15 protein-coding genes are annotated in these 13622 nt (G+C 37.8%); 7 read left to right on the top strand and 8 right to left on the bottom strand.

What is annotated here, in order from left to right; genetic code table 11:
* Nucleotides 1–577 (bottom strand): fumarylacetoacetate hydrolase family protein (locus tag AC1DTM_RS11050; RefSeq protein ID WP_477000230.1); only part of this gene is annotated, 577 nt, incomplete at its 3' end.
* 243 nt (nt 578–820) lie between these two features.
* Between AC1DTM_RS11050 and AC1DTM_RS11055 the strand changes: the two genes are divergently transcribed.
* The 7 genes from AC1DTM_RS11055 (at nt 821) to gerPF (ending at nt 3078) form a co-directional block, all read left to right on the top strand.
* Entirely contained in the window at nt 821–1000 is a 180-nt protein-coding gene (locus AC1DTM_RS11055; protein ID WP_002087032.1) for an aspartyl-phosphate phosphatase Spo0E family protein, read from the top strand.
* Nucleotides 1001–1096: 96 nt separating this feature from the next.
* A complete protein-coding gene (gene gerPA, locus AC1DTM_RS11060) occupies nt 1097–1318 on the top strand; it encodes a spore germination protein GerPA (RefSeq protein WP_002149890.1) in 222 nt (73 codons plus the stop codon).
* A gap of 14 nt (nt 1319–1332) precedes the next feature.
* Complete coding sequence (gene gerPB, locus AC1DTM_RS11065; RefSeq protein WP_002201409.1) at nt 1333–1539, top strand: spore germination protein GerPB; 207 nt, start codon at nt 1333–1335, stop codon at nt 1537–1539.
* Between the two features lie 64 nt (nt 1540–1603).
* Complete coding sequence (gene gerPC / locus AC1DTM_RS11070; RefSeq protein WP_002158914.1) at nt 1604–2218, top strand: spore germination protein GerPC; 615 nt, start codon at nt 1604–1606, stop codon at nt 2216–2218.
* A 6-nt stretch (nt 2219–2224) separates the two neighbouring features.
* Nucleotides 2225–2419 (top strand): spore germination protein GerPD, encoded by a 195-nt coding sequence (gene gerPD, locus AC1DTM_RS11075; RefSeq protein ID WP_016104152.1) that lies wholly within the window; start codon nt 2225–2227, stop codon nt 2417–2419.
* A 14-nt stretch (nt 2420–2433) separates the two neighbouring features.
* Nucleotides 2434–2820, top strand: a complete 387-nt coding sequence (locus tag AC1DTM_RS11080; protein ID WP_016104151.1) for a spore germination protein GerPE — start codon at nt 2434–2436, stop codon at nt 2818–2820.
* A 42-nt stretch (nt 2821–2862) separates the two neighbouring features.
* Nucleotides 2863–3078, top strand: a complete 216-nt coding sequence (gerPF, locus tag AC1DTM_RS11085; RefSeq protein WP_001141570.1) for a spore germination protein GerPF — start codon at nt 2863–2865, stop codon at nt 3076–3078.
* Between the two features lie 99 nt (nt 3079–3177).
* Here gerPF and AC1DTM_RS11090 read toward each other — a convergent pair whose 3' ends face one another.
* From AC1DTM_RS11090 to AC1DTM_RS11120, 7 genes are all read right to left on the bottom strand, one after another.
* The gene (locus AC1DTM_RS11090; protein ID WP_002158916.1) at nt 3178–3885 is read right to left on the bottom strand and encodes a DNA alkylation repair protein; all 708 of its coding nucleotides are present in this window, start codon (nt 3883–3885) and stop codon (nt 3178–3180) included.
* A 217-nt stretch (nt 3886–4102) separates the two neighbouring features.
* Nucleotides 4103–4381, bottom strand: coding sequence for an RNA polymerase alpha subunit C-terminal domain-containing protein (locus tag AC1DTM_RS11095; protein ID WP_016104150.1), 279 nt, complete (start codon nt 4379–4381; stop codon nt 4103–4105).
* 23 nt (nt 4382–4404) lie between these two features.
* Nucleotides 4405–8130, bottom strand: coding sequence for a helicase-exonuclease AddAB subunit AddA (gene addA, locus AC1DTM_RS11100; RefSeq protein WP_477000231.1), 3726 nt, complete (start codon nt 8128–8130; stop codon nt 4405–4407).
* Nucleotides 8127–11642 (bottom strand): helicase-exonuclease AddAB subunit AddB, encoded by a 3516-nt coding sequence (addB, locus tag AC1DTM_RS11105; protein WP_016104148.1) that lies wholly within the window; start codon nt 11640–11642, stop codon nt 8127–8129. Before addB ends, addA begins: the two co-directional genes overlap by 4 nt.
* A 117-nt stretch (nt 11643–11759) precedes the next feature.
* Entirely contained in the window at nt 11760–12323 is a 564-nt protein-coding gene (gene lepB, locus AC1DTM_RS11110; protein ID WP_016104147.1) for a signal peptidase I, read from the bottom strand.
* Between the two features lie 56 nt (nt 12324–12379).
* Complete coding sequence (locus AC1DTM_RS11115; RefSeq protein ID WP_002158925.1) at nt 12380–12973, bottom strand: TVP38/TMEM64 family protein; 594 nt, start codon at nt 12971–12973, stop codon at nt 12380–12382.
* Between the two features lie 356 nt (nt 12974–13329).
* On the bottom strand, nt 13330–13622 hold a 293-nt coding region (locus AC1DTM_RS11120; protein ID WP_477000232.1), incomplete at its 5' end, for a DUF4306 domain-containing protein.

Here is a 13622-nt window from a genome sequence, read left to right on the forward strand (position 1 = left end):
GGAAAAATTGTTTATGTTTTCTTTGAATATCCCGAGCAGTTACATCATTTATAACTGTATATCCAAAAACATGATCAAGGGCTTTTTCTATTTTTATTTGTTTCCCTCGCTTACCGATAACGATTGCTAGTTCACCTTCGTAATCAAGTTCATTCGTTGCGTGAGGGTGACCATTAATTTGCTCATCAATTCCGATCACTGTTGTTGGCGCCTTTGTAAAAATCATTATATTTTCAGGGATAGACTCTACTCCGCCCATTTCTATCGCATGCTCACGATAGTTCTTTCCAACGCAAAGAATATTTTTTCTCGGCCTTGGAATCGGTGCTAATATTTTCACCTCTGCTAACGGATAATACGCCGATCCCGCATTTTCCTTCGCCCAATTTACAATGTCGCACACTTTCTCAAGACATTCGCTTCCTCTTTCAATACACTCTAACATGGTAATTGGGATAGTAACCTTCTCCCCTTTTTGTCTTTGCGCTTCTCTTAAATGTAATACCTTTTCTTCCTCTTCATCCACAATACCTACAAATACCTTTTCTTCTTTCTTCGCCGTTACAAAACGCAACATTCCCACTCTCCATCCTAAAACTCATACCTTATAATTGTATTCGCATCCTTAAGAAAAAAACCTTCTCACGCACGCTAATTTTTACAATATTCCTCCCTTCTTACATTCGTTCCTCACCCTTCATTTGACATAAAATGTAGAAATTATACTTTTTTTGGCGAAGGTGTTTCTTTTTTATGGAATTTTTGTATAATATGTACTACATATATACATAAAATTTATTGAGAGATGGAGCCGATTTCAATGTTTGAGCAAGCTATCGAAAAAAAACGCGAAAAAATGATCTATTTTGCTGAACGCTACGGAATGACTTCTCAAAAAACAGTAGATTGTAGCCAAGAACTGGACAGGCTCTTAAATGTTGTTTGGCCTATACATACAGATTGCACACACACTCAAATGTTCGAAACACATACGCAATAACGTATGTGTTTCTTTTATTTCAAAAAAGGACACATTTTATTGAAAACGCCCATACAATAGTAGAAAAGAAAATTTTAAAAATGAAAGGTGTTTTGTATGCCAGCTATGGTCGGACATATTCGTATCGTTAATATTGGATCAAGTGGTATTTTTCATATTGGAGATGTATTTGCGATTAGGCCTATTAGTTATTCACGCGCTTTTGCCGGAGCCGGTTCATTTAATGTTGGGGATAACATCTCTGTCTACAATTATCAAAGCTCAACGACTGTCAATGATTCAGATGTAATTGATCAAGCAATAATCGGTTCGAACTAAGGGAGGCGATTGCATTGAATTTTTATGTGAACCAAAGTATCATCATTAACAGCATTAGAATCGATAGCATTACGACCTCTTCCGTTTTTCAAATTGGAACTGCAGGTAGTATTAAGGCTCTTTCTAAATTCTCAAATTCTGGCGGATTTACAGAACCTCTTCGCCCTTTAAGTGCGAAAGGACAAATTATTTCTATTAAACCTTCAACTAGTTCTTCTTAGACCATCCTTATCATAAATATATAGCAGTAATATACCCTCCCTATTGAAAAGGAGGTTTCACAAAATGAATCAAGATATATACACTTACCTACACCAACTTCAGCAAGCTCTCCAAATACAGCAGCAAACTATTCTAAATCTTGAAGAGCAAGTTCGCCTACTACAAGAAGAGCTTAATGAGTTAAAAAGTCGCCCCTCCTCTTCTATAGGAAAAGTGGAATATAAATTCGATCAATTAAAAGTAGAAAATTTAAATGGCACTTTAAATATTGGCTTGAATCCATTTTCAACAAAAGAGCAACAAATTGAAGATTTTCAAGTAGATACAGAAACGTTAAAAGTAAATCCTGAAACAGAAATAAATCCAGACTTTTATCAAGGTATCCTTCAAGAAATGCATCGCTATTTAGATGAAGAAGCATATAGTCGAATTCTCCATTTTGAACAAGAAGAGAGAACGCCGCTTGATGAGATGTATCGACAAATGATGGTGGATGACATAAAAAAACAGATGGAACATAGACTTCCGTATTATTTGTCACAAGTTCAATCGTATGAGGGTATTTCCACAGATCCCGATTATTTACGAGACGTCATTATTCAAGCGATGAAACAAGATATTGACAAAGCCTTCCTTTCCTTTATTCAACACATACCGGGCAATTTCCGAAAGGAGTAAGTATGTATGAATTTAAATGTTGTGAACCGTGAGTTAAAAGTAGGACAGATTAAAATGAACGGGGTTTCTTCTTCCGCATTATTTTTAATTGGAGATGCTAACCTTCTCATCCTTTCTTCTATTCTTGATACGCCATTCGAATCCGTTACAGAGGGGCCATTTGTACCATTAGTAACAGCTGTCCCTACGACTCCAGGTTGAGGAGACTCAAAATTATGTTACATCATGTTTCAGTTGTCCAAAATGTTTCTATTATTTCTTTGGGGATTGCTGCAGTATTTCAAGTTGGTGATGCAAATCAAATGGAATTAAAAAGCAGGGCGCTTTTGGTTCATCGGGAAATTCCTTGTTATTTAAAAGGAGAAGGTCGCTTAGATGCTTTTGAAATTTTCACAGATGAACACATTACTATTCCAAAGCGAACCACAGATGTAAAAGTAAATATTATAAATGAGTGTCCTTTTATTGAAGTAAACAACGTTGAAGTGCGGACACTTTTAAATTCTGGTTGCTTTCAAATTGGAAATATTGATTATGCTTTTAATAACTCTCGTATTATGCAAATCCGCCAATTTATTACTGATGAACCTTCCTCTAAATAATTCATATAGTAATTAAAAAGCTTAGTAAAGTAGGTGGATGGTATGCCTTCGGTTGTAGGAAATCTTGTCGTTCAAAACAGTAACGGCTCTTTCAACTTAGGAGATTTTTATAACGTGTCTCCGAAAGAAAATACGAAAGCTTATAACGGATCTGGGGCTTCCAATGTCGGATTTGTCGTAAATACTTTTAGCGGCGTTAGTGCAACAAATACATTTGATTCGGACGTTGCAGACCAAGACCAGATTGGAACAGCGTAAAAAACAGCCTTAGCTCTATACAATATAGAGCTAAGGCTGTTCCTGCTATAAAAAGAGTTTCAATCCTTCTTGAATCCACACCCTGATAATAAGCTGTTTTTAACATCTTACATATTTACGTTTGAACCCGAGTCTTCCTCTATCAAGCTCTTTATGAATACTTTCGTAAGCATTTAGAAAACTGCTTTTCTTGTTGTCCCGTTTTAGTTCTACTATGCCTACTTCCTTTGCGGTTTCAACTGCCTTTTCATGTAGCGGCACATATGAAATCCCCACAGTGTTTAGAAAATTATTCATAGCGGATTTCGTTCGTTCTGGCGCATCGTGAATTGTATTTTTCACAACTTCTAGCATATTGGCAATCTTACCTTCGGAAAATTCATTGTCTTTTCGATTCCCTAAAAGCCAGCAGTAGCAACTCCAGCCCGCTGACATTCTTAGTTCGTCACCACTTGCAATCCATTTATCAGCAACGTCTTGTGCAAAATCTGATTCTGATAAAGTTACTGCCACCACATAATCGGACAGCATATAAAAGTACGCCCCATCCATCCAACGATCAAAATCCGATTCATTCATAGTTTTTGGGTCTGCAATAATGCCTGCAAAGTACATTGCATCGTAGTTACCCGTGGCATACAGCTCTTCAGCTAAACTTTGATTTATCTTTATTTTCTTTGCGATTGGTTTCATAGCACCTGTAGCTACGCCAAAAAGTGGATCCTTTGCACCATTAGATATGTATATTTTTTTAGTTCGTTCCTTACCGAGAGTTTCAAGCTCTTGCATTACTGTTTCAAAATCCATCGTGTTGCACTTCCTTCCTTAATATTATAATCAATTCACTTATCTTCTTTATCAAGTTCTCTACACTTCATAAATTCATCTTTTAAAGCGTTTTGTCCATCGATTTACGATTTTCAAAATGGGATTTCGTTATACGCGTTTATCCAGCTAATTAATACCTATTATAAAAACTAATCATTAGTGAAGATACTACTCCCCACTAATGATTAATTTTTCTTTATTTAAATGATAATCCCTTATCTTCTAAAGCCATTCTCAATTTAGGTAAAGATGCTGGCCCTATACCGTGCAGTTTCAAAATTTCCTTTTCACTATACTTTGAAAGTTCTTCTAAAGTATGAATTCCATAATGTTCTAACGCCCTTCTTGCTGGTGCTGAAAGAAGAGAAAGAAAGCCTTCTTTTGGCTTTCTCTCTTTCTCACAGGTTGGGCAAGTTGGACAATCGCTACTTTTGTAGTACTCGTGTCCTTGATCACAAGTTCTTAACGTCGCCATACTCCATAACCCCTTTCTAAGCTCTATTCCTCAATATTTACAACATGATYCCCATCAAAGAAGTATAAACATTTCTCTTTCACAGGATGTTTTAAGCTTTTCTCGAGTGCTTTTGCATATAGTGAAAGCTGCACTTTGTATCGGTCTTCTAAAGTTGGTTTCGCTTGATCAAATCCGCCTGGGAACTTCCCTTCAATCGTATCTGTCTTAAAGTCGATTAAAGTAATTCCGTCTTCCTCTTCAATCATGCAGTCGATAACCCCTTGGACAAGTATTGATTCGCCTTTCTTCCCTTGCCAATCTTGATATGCTTCTTCTGCTGAAAGCATCATCGTAAATGGCACTTCACGTTCAACACTTTTTGCTGCTAATACCCTTTTACCTAAGTCACTGTCAAAGAATGAAATTACTTTTTCAATCGCTATTTCTTCAGCTTGTTCAAATGTTAATAGTTCTTTATTTACCATTCTTGCAATTTGTTCTTGAAGAACTTCAATCGTAATTGGTTTCTTCAAATCTACATGCTGCATAACGGCATGAACTGCTGTCCCTCGCTCTGCGTATGTTAGCCCTTTTTTCTCCATAAAGCGCGGACGTGTTTTAATTGGTGCACGGAGTTTCTTAATAAAGGCGTTATCGCTACCTTCTTCAGATTGATAATTTCTCTTTATTTCTGTAACAGACTGTTTCGCACGGTGAGATGTTGCGTCCTCATACCCGTATTTCCACATTAATCTGTCGTACACTTCTTCTTTCCGTTCACTTTCTAACGGAACAGCTTTTTTATCGCGAAGCGCTTCTAATAACTCTTGTTTCTCTTCTTGAACTGGTTCTGGTGCAAGTAGATCTTTTCCTTCAACAACTTCTACTTTCCAGCTAGCACTATATTCATAAATTTCGCCTGGAATATTCCCTTGTCCTAATTCAAGAAGCATTTCACTATCACGGTGTCTATATAAGGAAGGTGCAATCCAATCTAAATAACATGACGCTCCGGCACGTATATGATCTGGTAATAACCATTCACTATGCTCTCTTGCATCGAGCCATTTTTCCATTTCTTTATTGGCATCCTTAACTGTTCCAATTAAAATTAACTTCTCTTTTGCACGCGTTAACGCTACGTATAATACGCGCATTTCTTCCGCAATTAATTCCATCTTCATTTTACGCTTAATCGCTAGTTGCGATAATGTCGTATATTTAATTCGTTTACGAGGATCGATAAATTGTGAACCGAAACCGAAATCTTTATGAAGTAAGAAACGCTTCATTAAATCTTGTGTATTAAAACGGCGACCAAGTCCAGCTACAAATACGACTGGGAACTCTAGCCCTTTACTTTTATGAATCGTCATAATGCGAACGACGTCTTCTTGTTCTCCAAGAGCTCTCGCCGTTCCCATGTCATCACCGCGTTCTAAAATCCGCTCAATAAAGCGTAAGAATCGGAATAATCCTCTAAACGATGTTGCTTCATATTGTCTTGCGCGGTCATATAATACGCGTAAGTTTGCCTGTCTTTGCTTTCCGGCTGGTAAACCGCCGACAAAGTCGTAATAGCCTGTCTCACCGTACACTTTCCAAATTAAATCGGAAAGAGATTGTTGACGCGCAAATTCACGCCATCCTTGCAGTAATTTATAAAACCACTCTAATTTATCATGCAGTTCTTGTTCTTCTTCAAGCGGCGCTCCTTTTAAGAATGAGCTCATTACTTCATAAAACGAGCCTTTCTTTCCGTGAGCACGAAGCGTCGCAAGTTCTTCGTCATTTAGTCCAACGATCGGTGAACGAAGTACAGCTGCAAGCGGAATATCTTGCATCGGATTATCAATAACGCGGAATACGTTCATCATAATATTTACTTCTGTCGCTTCAAAGTAACCAGTCGCAAGGTCAGCATATACTGGAATTCCTTGTAATTTTAACTCTTCCATAATTTGCGGCGCCCACGGCATGGAGCGAAGTAAAATAACGAAATCAYGGTATTGTACCGGGCGCATACTATCAGTTTTACGATCATACACTTCATAGCCTGAATCAACCATCGCTTTAATACGCTGCGCCATAAGACGAGCTTCAAGCTGCGCTTTTTCTACTTCTGCACCTTCTTCACCTTCTTGCACTTCTTCCTCAGTTTGCTGAATGCATAGTAGTTCTGCCGCTACATCTTCACCTTCTGGATAGCTAGCACCTAGCTTTAATTCAGCGTCAGCATCATAATCGATTTCTCCGACTTCTTCGCCCATAATTTGTTTGAAGATAAAGTTCGTACCAGCTAGCACTTCATGACGGCTACGGAAGTTTTTCGCTAAGTCAATCTTCATTCCGCCGCCCAATCCTTCTTGTGTGAAACGTTTATATTTTCCTAGGAATAAACCAGGCTCTGCTAGTCGGAAACGATAGATTGACTGTTTTACGTCACCAACCATGAATAAGTTTCCTTCACTCTCAGAATCTTTCGTTACGAATTTAATAATTGATTCCTGTACGAAGTTCGTATCTTGATATTCATCGACTAGTACTTCAGCAAATTTATTACGATATTGAAGTGCTACTGCTGACGGCTTCATTTCACCGTCTTCACTTTGCTCGCTTAATATTTGCAAACAGAAATGCTCTAAATCTGTGAAATCGACCATTCCTTTATCTCGCTTAATCGCTTGGAAACGCTCTGTAAATACTTTTACAAGCTTCACGAGTTTTTCTAATACAGGATGCATATCTTGAAAATCTCGTAAGAAACTTTCAGGTCTGCGGCTAAATAGCTCTTCTTGTAATTTCTTTACTTCATCTTTCGCTTTATTACGAAGAGAATCTACTTGTTTTACAACATCTTCGTTGTAATCACTTTTCTTAATACGCTTTAGCGTTTGCCACGATACATTTTGCATCGCTTCATAAACGCTTGTCCACGACCCGCGAGCTGCTGAGGATAACATTCCAAGTAAAGCTACATCCGCTTGTAACGTTTCAACGCGAGGCGCTGGACCATCAGGAAGCATTGCGAGTTCAGTCGCTTTACGAATATGCTCTTCCGCTGTTTCAAGCTGAAACTTCACATCTTCTAATAAGTAAGAAGCGTACACTAAATCTTCAATCGTCTTTCCTTCAACGTCGTATGCTTCTACTAATTTATCAAGCCACTTCTCCGGATTTGGATGCGCTCTTGATTCTGTATGAAGCGCTAAAATCATTCGTTGTAAGTCATCGTCACTACGGTCACTCGTATAACGATCAACTAATTCAAAGAAAATACTATTATCTTCGATTCCATATTCTTCTTCTAATATGTCATCTAGCACTTCTTCTTTTAATAACTCATTTTCTGTTTGGTTCCCAATACGAAAACGAGGATCGACATCAAGCATGTAATAATATCCTCTAATAACTTGTAAACAAAATGAATGAATGGTAGAAATGGAAGCTTTATTTAATAAGCTAAGCTGCTTTCTTATATGCTGTGAACCTGGCCCATCAATTAATACTTTTTCTAACGCTTCTCCAATTCGATTTTTCATTTCTTGCGCCGCTGCATTCGTAAATGTTACAACGAGCAGGCGGTCGACATCGACTGGATTTTCCTCACTTATAATCTTTTTAATAATACGTTCAACTAATACCGCTGTTTTCCCTGATCCAGCTGCCGCTGCGACTAAAATATCACGTCCGTTCGCTACAACCGCTTTCCACTGGTCATCTGTCCACTGACTACCTTCTGGTTTCTGAGGCCAATTTTCTATCATTCTCCGCCAACCTCCTCTCTAATTTTCTCCATTGCTTCGCTATCTTTCATATCTTTTAACGTACGGAATTGATTATCTTCAAGTGATTCATCAAATTGACAAACAGATTTGAAGTTACAGAACGTACATGCCGCTTTATTCCCCTTTTTGTAAGGAGCAATATCGATAACACCTTCTGTAATGTCTTTTCCGATATTTTCAAACGAGTGGTGTACATATTTTTGAAGTACGTTAAACTCTTGTTCACTTGCAATGCTAGAACGCGCACTAAAACTACCATCTTTTTTCAAACCAGCAGAAATAATATCAGAGCTTCCTGTTGAAAGTTTATTATCCATTAAACGAACAACATCAGCATCTCCTAGTACGAGCCCTTTCATTTTAAATTTCTTTAAAATTTCTTTCTCAATTTCTTCTTCAGATGCATCGCCTTTCATCTCAACAATCGGGTTATGAATATGGAAATACAATACACCCGCCGGTGATGCAGTACTGCCCTTTTTCATCCACGTATGTGCATTTGAAGTAACAACATCTAAATACGTTAACATTTGAAGTGCGAGTCCGTAATACACTTCTGTTAAATCTAACGCTTTCGAACTTGATTTATAGTCAATAATACGAAGGAACGTACCACTCTCATCTTCCGCCTTATCAACACGGTCAATACGGCCAACTACTTCCATCTTCACGCCATTTGGCAACACAAATTCCATTGGCGGAAGCGATCCAGTACCACCCATACCGAACGGTACTTCTAAATCAACTGGTACAAAGCCACTCGACTTCGCATGTTCACGAAGAATAAGTGATGTACGGAAAATGATTTGTTGTAGTTTTTGTTTTAAATAGAAATGACGGTTTGAACTTAATAAAATTTGTCTTTGTAATAATGGTGCAATTTCTTCTATTACTAAAGCAGAAAGGTGCTCACACTCTTTTATTGATAAATCCGCCCAAGTACGATTTTCACGTAATAGCTTGTCTGCAATTCTCTTCAGCGCCGCGTGGAATAACTCACCGATATCTGGCGCATCAAGTTTGAAAATATCGCGCTCTCTTAGCGATAAACCGTGCTGAGCGAAATGAGCGTACGCACAGCGATTAAATAGTTCCATACGAGAAACGCTTCCCTTAATTGTATCTCCATATAAATCCCTACTTACATCTGTACTTAGTTTCTGTGCACGATTTCGGTAGAATAAACTCGATAACACGCGGCTACTTTTTTGCTTCCATTCATCTGAAGTAACGTAGAAGTTATATACGTCCCACCAAAAGTCTAAATTGCCTTCAAATCCGTAACGCTTCCACGTCTGCAGTTGCTGCATGACGTAAGACAAAGTTACTTCTGGCGTTGCTACATATGAGATTTGTTCCGAACGCGATAAGTCATTTACATCATTCGTAATAAACGATTCTTTCACATCAGGGAACATTCTTTTTATTTTCTTAATAAAACTAGAAGCCAGTAACGTCTTTCCTTCTTCATCCGCAAGCGGACAGGAAATGTATAACTTCTCAGATGCTCTCGTCACCATTTGATACATAACGAACTGTTCTTCTAATAAAGTTTGTCTCGTCGTTGGTGCTAATTCGATACCTGCAGCGGTGAGAACATTTCTTTCCTCATCAGAAAGCATACCTTCATCCATAGGTGCTGCTGGAATCACGCCTTCATTTACGCCAATAATGAACGTCGCTTTAATATCTGATAATCTAGAATGATCAATATTAGCAACTAACACTTGATCTAGTGACGGCGGAATGTTCGCAAATTGAAGTGTCTCAAGACCTGTCGTCATTACATCAGTAAACATAGACAGGGACATCTTCTCTTCGCCAAGCATCTCAACGAACGTATCAAGAAGACTCATCACTTCTTCCCATACTTGCTCATGGTCTGTCGCAAATAAGAAATCTCCGCTTTCTTCTGCACGAATACGTAATGCCTCTAGTTTTTTCGGAACGTCAAGCTCCTCTAAAAATAAATATACCGCTTCGCACATTTGCATAACTGTTCCAGCACGCTTCAGTCTTTTCTGCATACGAATAACTGGCGTTCTTACAACGTCGCGAAGTCGATTTATTTTCTCTTCCATTTCACGCTCACTGTCTGTTATCATTTCGCTCGCATCATCAAGAGAACGATAACGACGATACATCCACGGATCTTCAGAAGTCCATCTCTTCCCTTGTACACCGTACGCTAAACAGTAGTTTTCGAACTCATCCATCTCTTCGCGCATCGCTTCTTTTCTTACGTCTAGTGGATATAAAAGTTCTGTTTTCACACAGCGAAACACTGCATCATAACGCCAATTTCCGCTAATAATCTCTAAAGCCGAACGAATACATTCTACTAGCGGATGATGTGACATCGGGCGTTTTTCATCGATGAAATGYGGGATATTATAATCCGTAAATAACGTTCGCATTACATCGTAATAACTTTCTCCGTTACGAAGAAGGACTGCGATATCTCGGTAACGATAGTCTTCAGTCGCCACAAGTCTTCGAATTTCACGAGCAACACCTTCTACTTCAGCTCGTAAATTAGCTGCTGTACTAATTGTCACACTCGCTTCACCGTGAAACTTTTCATTTGGACGCGCTTCGTAATGCATTTCTAAATGTGCTAATGCTTGCGAATGAAAACGCGGCTGTTCCATAAGTGGAATTGTTTTTTCAACCTCTATTTTCTCTTCACGCGCTACTTGTTTTATTCTTTCATACGTTAACGTCGTTTCATAAAATAAATCTAGTTCATTCACTGGCTGCGCTAACGTTTTTTCATCTATCGTTAATGTTATTGTTACTCTAGTTCCTAATCTCATTAGCCCTCTAACGATTTCTAACTCTTGAGGAGAAAATGAATGGAATCCATCTATATAAATTTCCGCGCCTTTTACATACTCAGAGTCCGAAAGCTTCTCAATTAATAATTGTAAGTAGTCTTCTGAATCTAAATATTTTCCAATTAAAGCACGTTCAAAATCATCATATAATAACTGTAAATCATACACTTTATTCGCTAGTAGCTTTTGCTCTGCACTACTGCTATGCGTGTCTAATTGTTGCCACATTTCATATACATTAGACGGCGTCACATTGTAACGTTTAAACTCCGCAATCATACTACCAAGATGTTCAAAGAAACCGTTTTGCTCCGCTGCTTTTTGAAACACAGATAGTCCATCTTTACGAGATTCTACAATTTTACGAAGCAACATATGTACACCAGCTTCATCAATATGAAGACGACTCGCTCCGCCAACTTCTTGCAGCACCTTCCACGCTAATCGCGAAAAACTAAAAACTTGTGCCCGAATAGAACCTCTTACATCTTCGCTCCCAATTAACGCCTGCTGCGTTTGGAATGTCATCTGTTCTGGCACAAGATATAATATTGTTTTCCCTCTTGGGCGTTGCTTTAACTCTTCTTGCACTTCGTGTAAACAAAGTGTACTTTTTCCACTTCCAGCTCTACCAATCACCAATCGAAGTGACATGTAACCCCACCTTTCACTTACATAACGAACGTTAGTTTGCTACCATAATTGTATTATAGGACACGAAAAAAGACAAACTGAGCTGTTTGTCTTTTCCTTATACTTCATTTTATTATATCAGCCTTTTGAAAAATTCGTTTGCACCTCTCGAATCGGCCAATATCGCAAATCAACTTTACCGACAACTGTATCAGCTTTTACAAAACCGAAGTGCCTACTATCCCAGCTACCAAGGCGGTTGTCACCCACTACAAAAATAGAACCAGGTGGTACAAACTTTTCTTTCGTTAACTCTTCTAGTTTAAAATCACCTGTTAATTGCCGTCCATTTGTCTCTTTCTTATACGTCTCTAAATAAGGTTCCTCCACGAATTGTCCGTTTATATATAGTTTATCCTGCTTATATTCGATATGATCCCCAGGTAAACCAACAATTCGCTTTACATAGTCCTCTTTTTTATTCGCATGAAAAACGACAACATCAAATCGATTCAAGTCCCCTACTTGATAACTCACCTTATTCACAACGAGCATATTTCCATCTTGCAATGTCGGCATCATTGACTTCCCCTCTACAACGTACGTTGAAAAGAAAAACGTTCGAAAAAATACAGCTAATAGTACACCAATTAAAATTGTTCTTATCCACTCTAGCCCTTCTTTTTTCAAAGTTTTCTTCATTCGCTTCTCCCCTCGCCCTTTAATAATGAAGCTTTTCTTTACAAAGAAGACTTTTCCTAATGTAGTTCTAACTTTACTTCAATTTTTTTACCGACATACCATAAAATAAAAATAACAACGCCAACAATAACCGATTTCACCGGCTTATGAATAAATGACACTAAATCATGACCGATATAAGTTAAAATAAAGATCATCACAAGCTTTCCGAATGCTAATGCTAGTCCAAACTGTTTTACGCTAACGCGAGACAAACCAGCTACAACGTTTATAAGCGCAGATGGTGTAAACGGAAAACAAAATATAACAAAGATTGGCGCGAATCCTTTTCTTTCAATCCATCCCATCGCTTTTCGTACTCTCTCATGCTTATTTACAAAAGAAAAGAAACGACTTCGTCCAAAGCTGCGAATAATGAAAAATACAAGCATTGCACCAATTACTGACCCAAGCCATGAATAAAGAAAACCGAACCAAAAGCCAAATGCAACAGCATTCGCCAACACAAAAACAATGAGTGGCAATGCCGGAATAAGCGCCTCTATCATCGGTAAGCCAATACCGAGAAGCGGTCCGAACGCACGATAACTTTCAACAATATGATCCATATTTTCTGGTGAAAAATATTCTTTGATCGTTTGAAAATCCATTCTACACTTTACCCCTTTACTCTAATTACTACCTCTACTGTATCATTGCTTAAATGAAAGAGGAAATGGTAGATACGACATATGGAGATGCATTTATTAAAGCTTCCATATCTTTCGTTAGAATTCCTTCATGATTATACTATGATAATCTATCAATATTCGACAGGATTTGAAGTTAATTTAGATACTATACCTAAATTATTACTTAACGGTTACATATTATGAAAAGAAGAAACTATAGAAGTGTCAATACATATTTCCTCCAAAAATAACCTTACTACGCGTAAGGCTATTTCTACCTGTATGGAAATGAGTAGTGACAAATAATTATGATACCTTCAAACAATTCTCCTTTTCTAATGGCTAGTTCTTACAAGGAACTTTTTTAGTAAGCGTATACTATCAATCACGATAAGTATTAATAAATATAAGCAAGATAGTATTAATACTGTACTTGGAATAGGTAACATTCGAAATTTGTATAAAAACTTATCAATCGTATATATATCTTGCTCATCAGTTATCGTACTAGGAGTGAATATAAGGTAATCTTTCCAATTATCTATCCAAGTTAAACTAACTGCGGAAAATTGCATTATTCCTAACCACAAGTAAATAAAAATTGGTATAAGAATCATATATTGCAAAC

This window comes from Bacillus sp. P4_D3, assembly GCF_056401855.1.

What these genes read in the sequence shown, in the direction of transcription:
- AC1DTM_RS11095 (WP_016104150.1), bottom strand. Translation starts at nt 4,381, where the DNA reads ATGGCGACGTTAAGAACTTGTGATCAAGGACACGAGTACTACAAAAGT.
- gerPF (WP_001141570.1), top strand. Translation starts at nt 2,863, where the DNA reads ATGCCTTCGGTTGTAGGAAATCTTGTCGTTCAAAACAGTAACGGCTCT.
- lepB (WP_016104147.1), bottom strand. Translation starts at nt 12,323, where the DNA reads ATGAAGAAAACTTTGAAAAAAGAAGGGCTAGAGTGGATAAGAACAATT.
- gerPC (WP_002158914.1), top strand. Translation starts at nt 1,604, where the DNA reads ATGAATCAAGATATATACACTTACCTACACCAACTTCAGCAAGCTCTC.
- AC1DTM_RS11090 (WP_002158916.1), bottom strand. Translation starts at nt 3,885, where the DNA reads ATGGATTTTGAAACAGTAATGCAAGAGCTTGAAACTCTCGGTAAGGAA.
- AC1DTM_RS11055 (WP_002087032.1), top strand. Translation starts at nt 821, where the DNA reads ATGTTTGAGCAAGCTATCGAAAAAAAACGCGAAAAAATGATCTATTTT.
- gerPA (WP_002149890.1), top strand. Translation starts at nt 1,097, where the DNA reads ATGCCAGCTATGGTCGGACATATTCGTATCGTTAATATTGGATCAAGT.
- AC1DTM_RS11080 (WP_016104151.1), top strand. Translation starts at nt 2,434, where the DNA reads ATGTTACATCATGTTTCAGTTGTCCAAAATGTTTCTATTATTTCTTTG.
- AC1DTM_RS11115 (WP_002158925.1), bottom strand. Translation starts at nt 12,973, where the DNA reads ATGGATTTTCAAACGATCAAAGAATATTTTTCACCAGAAAATATGGAT.
- gerPD (WP_016104152.1), top strand. Translation starts at nt 2,225, where the DNA reads ATGAATTTAAATGTTGTGAACCGTGAGTTAAAAGTAGGACAGATTAAA.